8 protein-coding genes are annotated in these 7,068 nt (G+C 72.5%); 6 read left to right on the forward strand and 2 right to left on the reverse strand.

Annotated elements, in window-relative coordinates:
• Positions 1–98 precede the first annotated feature (98 nt).
• From ACGFX4_RS06205 to ACGFX4_RS06220, 4 genes are read left to right on the forward strand one after another with little or no spacing between them, the layout of a single operon-like run.
• Positions 99–1,217 (forward strand): 5-(carboxyamino)imidazole ribonucleotide synthase, encoded by a 1,119-nt coding sequence (locus tag ACGFX4_RS06205; protein WP_393070736.1) that lies wholly within the window; start codon positions 99–101, stop codon positions 1,215–1,217.
• On the forward strand, positions 1,214–1,738 hold the full coding sequence (gene purE, locus ACGFX4_RS06210) for a 5-(carboxyamino)imidazole ribonucleotide mutase (RefSeq protein ID WP_393070705.1): 525 nt from the start codon (positions 1,214–1,216) through the stop codon (positions 1,736–1,738). Before ACGFX4_RS06205 ends, purE begins: the two co-directional genes overlap by 4 nt.
• Before the next feature lie 13 nt (positions 1,739–1,751).
• Positions 1,752–2,888 (forward strand): dipeptidase, encoded by a 1,137-nt coding sequence (locus ACGFX4_RS06215; protein ID WP_393070706.1) that lies wholly within the window; start codon positions 1,752–1,754, stop codon positions 2,886–2,888.
• A gap of 25 nt (positions 2,889–2,913) precedes the next feature.
• The gene (locus ACGFX4_RS06220; RefSeq protein WP_393070708.1) at positions 2,914–3,738 is read left to right on the forward strand and encodes a MerR family transcriptional regulator; all 825 of its coding nucleotides are present in this window, start codon (positions 2,914–2,916) and stop codon (positions 3,736–3,738) included.
• A gap of 13 nt (positions 3,739–3,751) precedes the next feature.
• On the opposite strand, the gene ACGFX4_RS06225 is transcribed toward ACGFX4_RS06220, so the two are convergent.
• Entirely contained in the window at positions 3,752–4,159 is a 408-nt protein-coding gene (locus ACGFX4_RS06225) for a CoA-binding protein (protein ID WP_393070710.1), read from the reverse strand.
• 28 nt (positions 4,160–4,187) lie between these two features.
• Entirely contained in the window at positions 4,188–5,531 is a 1,344-nt protein-coding gene (locus tag ACGFX4_RS06230) for a UDP-glucose dehydrogenase family protein (protein ID WP_393070712.1), read from the reverse strand.
• A 215-nt stretch (positions 5,532–5,746) separates the two neighbouring features.
• On the opposite strand from ACGFX4_RS06230, the gene ACGFX4_RS06235 reads away from it, so the two are divergent.
• On the forward strand, positions 5,747–6,910 hold the full coding sequence (locus ACGFX4_RS06235; RefSeq protein ID WP_393070713.1) for an LCP family protein: 1,164 nt from the start codon (positions 5,747–5,749) through the stop codon (positions 6,908–6,910).
• Between the two features lie 51 nt (positions 6,911–6,961).
• On the forward strand, positions 6,962–7,068 hold a 107-nt coding region (locus ACGFX4_RS06240), incomplete at its 3' end, for an acyl-CoA dehydrogenase family protein (RefSeq protein WP_393070738.1).

Here is a 7,068-nt window from a genome sequence, read left to right on the forward strand (position 1 = left end):
CCAACCAGGCTACCCGCGTGGATGGGGTCGCTCCTACCGGCCCGGATATCCTGGGCTGCGTGACACACCCGGGCAACACAACCTTTCCAGTGGTCGGCATGATCGGCGGCGGGCAGCTCGCCCGCATGGCACACCAGGCGGGCATCCCGCTGGGCATCCGGTTCAAGCTCCTCGCGGACACCCCGCAGGACTCCGCCTCCCAGGTCGTCTCCGACGTGGTTCTGGGCGACTACCGCGACCTCGACACCCTGCGCCGCTTCGCGGCCGGCTGCGACGTGATCACCTTCGACCACGAGCACGTGCCGACCGAGCACCTGCGCGCCCTCCAGGCGGAGGGCATCGCCGTCCGGCCCGGCCCGGACGCGCTGGTCAACGCCCAGGACAAGGGGGTGATGCGGGCCAAGCTGGACTCCATCGGCGTCCCCTGCCCCCGGCACCGGATCGTCGCCGACCCGGCCGACGTCACCGCCTTCGCGAACGAGGGCTCCGGCTACCCGGTGGTGCTGAAGACCGTCCGCGGCGGCTACGACGGCAAGGGCGTCTGGGTGGTCGACGACGAGACCGAGGCCCAGGCCCCGTTCCTGGCCGGCGTCCCGGTGCTCGCCGAGGAGAAGGTCGACTTCGTCCGCGAGCTGGCCGCCAACGTGGTCCGGTCGCCCAGCGGCCAGGCCGTGGCGTACCCGGTGGTGGAGAGCGTCCAGGAGAACGGCGTCTGCGCCGAGGTCACCGCGCCCGCCCCCGACCTGGACCCGGCGCTGTCCGACGAGGCCCAGCAGCTCGCCCTGCGGATCGCCGGCGAGCTCGACATCACCGGCCACCTCGCGGTCGAGCTGTTCCAGACCCGGGACGGCCGGATCCTGGTCAACGAGCTCGCCATGCGCCCGCACAACTCCGGCCACTGGACCCAGGACGGCTCGGTCACCTCGCAGTTCGAGAACCACCTGCGCGCCGTCCTCGACCTGCCGCTGGGCGACCCGCGCCCGCGTGCCAAGTGGACCGTGATGGTCAACGTGCTCGGCGGCGACTACCCCGACATGTACCACGCCTTCCTGCACTGCATGGCCCGCGACCCCGGTCTGCGGATCCACATGTACGGGAAGGACGTGAAGCCCGGCCGCAAGGTCGGCCACGTCAACGTCTTCGGGGACGACCTCGACGACGTCCGCGAGCGCGCCCGCCACGCGGCCGCCTACCTGCGAGGAACGATCACCGAATGACCTCCCCCCTTGTCGGCATCGTGATGGGCTCGGACTCCGACTGGCCCGTGATGGAGGCCGCCGCCCAGGCCCTCGACGAGTTCGAGATCCCGTACGAGGTGGACGTGGTCTCCGCCCACCGGATGCCGCGCGAGATGGTGGCCTACGGCGAGCGCGCGCACGGCCGCGGCCTGAAGGCGATCATCGCCGGTGCGGGCGGCGCCGCCCACCTGCCCGGCATGCTCGCCTCGGTGACCCCGCTGCCGGTGATCGGCGTCCCGGTGCCGCTGCGCTACCTGGACGGCATGGACAGCCTGCTGTCGATCGTCCAGATGCCCGCCGGCGTCCCGGTCGCCACCGTCTCCGTCGCCGGCGCCCGCAACGCCGGCCTGCTCGCCGTCCGGATGCTCGCCGCGTTCGACACCGAGCTCGCCGAGAAGATGGTCGACTTCCAGGCCGACCTGAACACCCAGGCCACCGAGAAGGGCCGCAAGCTGCGCGCCAAGGTGGCGGGCAACGACTCGTTCGGCTTCGGCAAGTAGTAGAACGGGGTCCATGAACCCCGAACTGCTCGACCGTGCCCGGGCCGTCCTCCGCACCACCCCCGTGGTGGACGGCCACAACGACCTCCCCTGGGCGATGCGCGCCCAGGCCGGCTACGACCTGGACGCCGTCGACCTGACGGCCGACCAGAGCCACCGGCTGCACACCGACCTCGACCGCCTGCGGGCGGGCGGCGTCGGTGCGCAGTTCTGGTCGGTCTACGTCCCGGCCGAACTCGCCGGGGACAACGCGGTCAGCGCCACCCTGGAGCAGATCGACTTCGTCCACGCGATGACCGAGCGGCACGCCGACCGGCTGCGGCTCGCCCGCACCGCCGACGAGCTGGAGGCCGCCCGCGCCGAGGGCCGGATCGCCTCGCTGATGGGTGCCGAGGGCGGACACTCCATCAACTCCTCGCTGGCCACCCTGCGCGCGCTGTACACGCTCGGCGTCCGGTACCTGACGCTCACTCACAACTCCAACGTGCCGTGGGCCGACTCCGCCACCGACACGCCCGTCCACGGCGGCCTCTCCGCGTTCGGCGAGGACGTGGTGCGGGAGATGAACCGGATCGGCATGCTGGTCGACCTCTCGCACGTCTCCGCCGACACGATGCGCGACGCGCTCCGGGTCACCAGCGCGCCGGTGATCTTCTCGCACTCCTCCTCCCGCGCGGTCTGCGACCACCCGCGCAACATCCCCGACGACGTGCTGGCGCAGCTGCCCGGCAACGGTGGGGTGGCGATGGTGACCTTCGTGCCCAAGTTCGTGCTGCCCGCCGCGATCGAGTGGACCCTCGCCGCGGACGAGAACATGCGCGCCAACGGCCTCCACCCGCTGGAGACCACCCCGGAGGCGATGGCCGTCCAGCACGCCTTCGAGGCCGCCCGCCCCCGCCCGGTCGCCACCGCCGCGACCGTCGCCGACCACCTCGACCACATGCGCGAGGTCGCCGGCATCGACCACCTCGGCATCGGCGGCGACTTCGACGGCACCGCCTTCACCCCCGCCGGCCTGGACGACGTCGCGGGCTACCCCAACCTGATCGCCGAACTGCTGGACCGGGGCTGGTCCGAGACGGACCTGGGGAAGCTCACCTGGCACAACGCGGTGCGCGTCCTGCGCGACGCCGAACACGCGGCCGCTTGACCTTGCCCCAGGGGGAGACCGGAGCGTGGATGTCGTGGAGGAACTGCTCAGCATCGGGGCGTTCGCCCGGCGGGCACGGCTGTCGCAGAAGGCACTGCGGCTGTACGACCGCCAGGGAGTGCTGCGGCCCGACCGGGTGGACCCGGCCACCGGCTACCGGTACTACCGGGAGGGCCGGCTGGCCGAGGCCCGGCTGATCGTGCTGCTGCGCGGGCTGGACATGCCGCTCGCCACCGTCGCCGAGGTGCTCGCCCTGCCGGGCCCCGAGGCGGCGGAGGCGGTGGCCCGGTACTGGGAGTCCGTCGAACGGCGGGTCGCCGGCCAGCGTTCGCTGGCGGACCACCTCCGCATCCAACTGTCGGGTGACGAAGGGATGATGGACATGTACGAGATCCAGCAGCGCGAGGTGCCGGAGCAGCTGGTGCTCACCGAGCAGCGGCACATCCGCCCGGAGGAGCTGCCGGTGTGGATCCCGCAGTCCCTCGACCGGCTGGCCGGTATCGCCGCGGACCACGGCGGCGTGGCCGGCGCGCCGTTCGTGGTCTACCACGGTGAGGTCAACGAGGACGGCGACGGCCCGGTGGAGATGTGCGTCCCGATCGACCCGGCCCGCGCGGCCGGCCCGACGGCCCCGCACCGCACCGAGCCGGCCCACCGCGAGGCGTACACCCGGCTGGTGAAGTCGCAGGTGGAGTACCCGCAGATCCTCTCCGCCTACGACGCCGTCCACCGGTGGATCACCGACCGGGGGCTCGCGGTCGGCGACGCCCCGCGCGAGGTCTACTTCGCCGACTGGGCCACCGCCGGACCGTCCGACGACGTGTGCGACATCGCCTTCCCGACGGTCTAGGACCGGCCGGCGCTCAGAGCAGCGGGAGCTCGATCGCCGGGCACTTGTCCATCACCATGTCGAGACCGGCGGTGGTGGTGCGCTCGTACGCGGCCTCGTCGATGACGTCCAGCTGGAACCAGACGGCCCTGGCGCCGGCCGCGACGGCCTGGTCGGCGATCTCACCGGCCAGGTGGGAGTTGACGAAGACGTCGACCACGTCGACCGGGAACGGGATCTCGGCGAGCGAGGCGTAGCCCTGCTCGCCGAGCACCGTCTCGGCGCGCGGGTGGACGGGGACCACCCGCTTGCCCGCGCGCTGCAGGACCCGGGCGACGCCGTACGCCGCGCGCCGGGTGTTGGTGGACAGGCCGACCACCGCCCAGGTGTCGCCCGTCTCCTGGAGGATCCGCCGGACCGTCGCTTCGTCGCCGTAGCTCATACCGGTGGCAACCGTCGCCCGGCCGGGGTCATTCCGCGCCGGGGCGGCCCATCGCCCGGTAGGTCCAGCCGGCGGCGCGCCAGCGGGGGCCGTCCAGGACGTTGCGGCCGTCGACCAGCCGGCGCTCGGAGACCACCGCGCCGACCGCGGCCGGGTCGAGCTCGCGGAACTCCTGCCACTCCGTCAGGTGCAGCACCACGTGGGCGCCCTGGCAGGCCTCCAGCGCGCTGTCGGCGTAGGCGAGGCTGGGGAACATCTTGCGGGCGTTGTCGACGGCCTTGGGGTCGTAGACGGTGACCTGGGCGCCCTGCAGCTGGATCTGCCCGGCGACGTTCAGCGCGGGCGAGTCCCGGATGTCGTCCGAGTTGGGCTTGAAGGCGGCGCCGAGCACCGCGACCCGGCGGCCGAGGAAGCCGCCGCCGCACTGCTCGCGGGCGAGCTCGACCATCCGGCTGCGGCGCCGCATGTTGATCGAGTCCACCTCGCGCAGGAAGGTCAGCGCCTGGTCGGCGCCCAGCTCCCCGGCCCGGGCCATGAACGCCCGGATGTCCTTGGGCAGGCAGCCGCCGCCGAAGCCGAGCCCGGCGTTCAGGAACTTGCCGCCGATCCGCTCGTCGTGCGAGAGCGCCTGGGCGAGCTGCACCACGTCCGCGCCGGCGTTCTCGCAGACCTCGGCCATCGCGTTGATGAAGGAGATCTTGGTGGCCAGGAAGGAGTTGGCGGCGGCCTTCACCAGCTCGGCGGTCGGGAAGTCGGTGACCACGAAGGGCACGCCCTCGGCGACCGGGGTGGCGTACACCTCGCGCAGCAGCCGCTCGGCGTGCTCGCTGCGCACGCCGACCACCAGCCGGTCCGGGTGCAGGGTGTCGCCGACGGCGTAGCCCTCGCGCAGGAACTCGGGGTTCCAGGCCAGCTCGGCGGCCTCGCCGACCGGGGCGAGGGCGGCGAGGCGCTCGGCCAGCCGGCCGGCCGAGCCGACCGGCACGGTGGACTTGCCGACCACCAGGCAGGGGCGGGTCAGGTGCGGGGCGAGCGCGTCCACGGCGGAGTCCACGTAGGACATGTCGGCGGCGAACTCGCCCTTCTTCTGCGGGGTGTTCACGCAGATGAAGTGGACGTCGCCGAACTCCGCCACCTCCTCGATCGAGGTGGTGAAGCGCAGCCGGCCGGTCGAGCCCTCGTGCCCGGGCACGTGCTTGACCAGCAGCTCCGCGAGGCCCGGCTCGTACATCGGCACCCGGCCCGCGGAGAGCGCGGCGATCTTGTCCGGGTCGATGTCCAGGCCGAGGACCTCGAAGCCGAGTTCGGCCATGCACGCGGCGTGCGTCGCGCCCAGGTAGCCGGTACCGATCACGGTGATGCGAAGGGCCACGCGCTTCCCCTTGGTTCGTGGGTCGGTGGGGCCGCACCAGGGTCCGGGCGGCCGCAGCCACCGATGGTATCCGCCCACCGGCGGCCCGCGTAGGCGGTCGCCGATGCCCGGTGGGGGGCCACCCGATAACGAAACGGGGTACGGCGGGTTGCGGCCCTGTCCGGACTTCCCCGATGGCCCTGCGGTCCGGTCGGCCGAGCGGCACAATGCGGCCCATGGATGCGAGGGGTGGCGAGGACGAGGCGTCCGGGCGGCTGAGTCTGTTCGAGGACGATCCGACTGACGGGGGACCGGACGGCGACGGGGGCGGCGACGAGGGGGAGGGTGCCGGCTCCGGCGGCGAGGTGCGCCGGCGCAGGCGCGCCCGGCGGCTGCTGATCTGGGCCTCGGCGGTGCTGCTGTTCCTGCTCGGCGGCGGCGTCACCGCGGTGTACTGGACGGCGAACCACTTCGCCGACTCGGTCGAGCGGATCCCGAACGCCTTCCCGACCGTCGCCGACTCCGCGCAGCCCAAGGCGGTGGCCAACGCCGGCCAGACCTTCCTGCTGATCGGCCTGGACGCCCGCTCCGGCACCGCCACCACGGGCGGCTCCGCCAAGGCCCCGGCCTGGAAGGAGGGCGCGCAGCGCAGCGACACCATGATGCTGATGCACATCGCGGCGGACCGGAAGAGCGTCGCGGTGGTCTCGATCGCCCGCGACACCTGGGTGGACGTCCCCGGCCACGGCAAGGCCAAGATCAACGCCGCGTACTCCTGGGGTGGCCCGGCACTGGCCGTGCAGACCGTGCAGAACGTCACCGGCATCCGGGTGGACCACCTCGCGGTGATCGACTGGAACGGCTTCCGCGCCCTCACCGACGCGGTCGGCGGCGTGGACATCACCATCCCGCAGACCATCGAGGCCAAGGACGACGCCCGCCAGTGGGACAAGGGCACCCACCACATGGACGGCGCCGAGGCCCTGCTGTACGTCCGCGAGCGCCACGGCCTGCCCAACGGCGACCTGGACCGCACCAAGCGGCAGCAGAACTTCCTGCGCGCCCTGATGAACCAGACCATGAACTCCGGCACCCTCGGCAGCCCCTCCCGCCTGACCGGCCTGCTGCAGAGCGTCGGCGACGTGGTCAGCGTCGACGACCGGCTCAGCAACACCGACCTCTACGACCTCGCCTGGAGCATGCGCGGCCTGCGGGCGGACGGCGTGCGCTTCATGAACGCGCCCTTCGGCGGCTTCGGCGACGAGCAGGGCCAGTCCGTGGTCTACCTGGACGGCAGGGCGGCCGGCCTGCTCTGGGAGGCGATCCGCAACGACCGGATGGACGAGTACCTGGCGCAGCACGGCACCAGCAGCGACACCCTCGGGGAGAACGTGCGGTGACGGTCCTAGGATGAGCCCTACTTAACGGTAATTAACCGAGGGGCGAGGCAGATGAGCGACGGATTCGACCTCTTCCGGCTGTCCGAGGAGCACGAGATGCTCCGGGAGTCGGTGCGTGCGCTGGCGGAGGCGAAGATCGCGCCGTTCGCCGCGGAGGT

The organism is Kitasatospora sp. NPDC048365 (assembly GCF_043200835.1).
GTDB lineage: Bacteria > Actinomycetota > Actinomycetes > Streptomycetales > Streptomycetaceae > Kitasatospora > Kitasatospora terrestris.

Excerpts from the sequence above, each read along its gene's own strand:
- ACGFX4_RS06235 (WP_393070713.1), top strand. The coding sequence starts at position 5,747 with ATGGATGCGAGGGGTGGCGAGGACGAGGCGTCCGGGCGGCTGAGTCTG.
- ACGFX4_RS06205 (WP_393070736.1), top strand. The coding sequence starts at position 99 with ATGATCGGCGGCGGGCAGCTCGCCCGCATGGCACACCAGGCGGGCATC.
- ACGFX4_RS06225 (WP_393070710.1), bottom strand. The coding sequence starts at position 4,159 with ATGAGCTACGGCGACGAAGCGACGGTCCGGCGGATCCTCCAGGAGACG.
- purE (WP_393070705.1), top strand. The coding sequence starts at position 1,214 with ATGACCTCCCCCCTTGTCGGCATCGTGATGGGCTCGGACTCCGACTGG.
- ACGFX4_RS06215 (WP_393070706.1), top strand. The coding sequence starts at position 1,752 with ATGAACCCCGAACTGCTCGACCGTGCCCGGGCCGTCCTCCGCACCACC.